The 1,800-nt window shown below is 60.1% G+C and carries 2 protein-coding genes; both read left to right on the top strand.

The genetic code is table 11. The features are described from left to right. Positions 1-1,550 (top strand): hypothetical protein (locus tag O4H53_RS26860; protein WP_269368053.1); only part of this gene is annotated, 1,550 nt, incomplete at its 5' end. A 50-nt stretch (positions 1,551-1,600) separates the two neighbouring features. Continuing rightward, the coding region (locus tag O4H53_RS26865) for a hypothetical protein (RefSeq protein ID WP_269368055.1) at positions 1,601-1,800 on the top strand (200 nt) is incomplete at its 3' end.

Genomic DNA, 1,800 nt, shown 5'->3' on the forward strand with positions numbered 1-1,800 from the left:
GTGAACTTTTGGTGTCGGGCGGTGCCAAGATGGGCGGTTTGACCGATTGGGATTTTGCGATTGCCGACCCAAATGGGAACATCGGCTTCGGCATCAGGGATGGTGCGGTTTACCTGCCCCAGAATGTGACAACGGCGGTGGACGCGAAGGCGCTCGACAGCCGGAACAAAGCGCAATCACTGGCTCTGCGGGAAGGCATCGTCCAATCGGTGCAATTGCCCACGGCTGATTACAATACATTGGCCAACTACGGGCAATCGCTGGGTGAGGGCAGCGAAACATGGCCCAGCCTTTCCAAGGCGCCCGTCGCCGGGGCGCTGATGATCGGCGACAATGTTGATAACCTTTCTGGTGCGGATACCTACGATGTGCTGGGCGCCCTGCAGTTCAATCCCCTCGTGGCACATACACATGATGGTGCGGCGAACCTGTCGGGTGTTGAGGAGGCCGCGCTCACTCCGGGCGACCAGGCGAAAGGGGAACCGCCTGTGATTGGGCTGGCCAATGGGTTCAAATTGGCCCTGAACCGGCGCGCGCTGTCAGAAAACGATGGTCGCAACCTGGTTGCCATCAGTCCGGCCATCGCGGGCATGACCATTGAGCAGCTGTCGAAGGTCAACACGCACGATGTGGTGGACAGGTACAGCATCCTCACGGACGGCGTGACCAAGGTGGAGACCCTGGCTGGGTCTGACAGCCATGTCGTCACGGTGGTTAGCTGGATGCAGGGGGAATACAACTACCGCGATCAGGGCGCATCCTGGGATAAGGCGTCGTACAAGACGCTGATGAACCAGTTGTTTGACGACATCGGTGCTGACGTGATTGCGATCACGGGTCAGGCCCTGCCGCCGCTGTTCATGACCTATCAGACGGGGGCCACATACACCCGCGACGTTGATAGTGGAGGCAACGCCGGGCTGCATGTGGGTATGGCCCAATTGGAGGTGGCCAAGGAGCGTTCCGACACGGTTATGGTCGGGCCGGTCTATCCATATACCGACAAGGGCGGGCACCTCGATGCCAATGGCGCGCGCTGGTACGGTCTGCAGCAAGCCAAAGTTGCCCGTAAGGTGCTGATCGAGGGGGAGCCATGGGAGCCGGTTCGCCCCTTGGAGATCTCCGTCAACGGTGTGGATATTCACATCAGCTTCCATGTGCCTGTTGCGCCGTTGGTCTTTGATCTGCCTTATGTGACCTCTACCGCGACCGATTACGCTGACAATGGTTTCCGCGTGACCTCGGCTGACGGCGCGACAGTCTATCCGATTTCGGAGGTTGAAATCGTTGCGGATACGGTTGTCCGCCTGCGCCTTGCGTCTGCGCCGCCATCGGACGCGCTGGTCTGGTATGCCGACAAGACAGTCCATGACGGCAATGGCAACCTGCGCGACAGCGACCCGACGAAGGCCCACGAGCAATACGAATATGTGCCCGACCGGGGCATGTATGCCGCCGCCAACATCCCCGCTTTGGTGGACAAGAACTACCCTCTTCACAACTGGTGCGTGGCGTTCTGCCTGCCCCTCAGCTACTCGGAGTTTTCCTGATGCTTATCACGCTTCCCAACGCAAATTTTGCCGCAACTGGTCTCGGCCAGGTGACCCGCCTTATCAACGGCATGCCCCAGGCCGATCTGATTGGCTTGTGGCTGTTCGATGAGGGCAATGATGGCGATCCCGTCAATTCGGTGGCCGACCGTTCGGGTCTCGGAAACCACGCCACCTTGCGCGATGGCTGGTCTGCCGGAGTGCGGCGCAGCTACGGCATGGAGGTGCCCACCAACGAGGGTACGGTGCT

This window comes from Sulfitobacter sp. G21635-S1 (assembly GCF_027213915.1).
GTDB lineage: Bacteria > Pseudomonadota > Alphaproteobacteria > Rhodobacterales > Rhodobacteraceae > Sulfitobacter.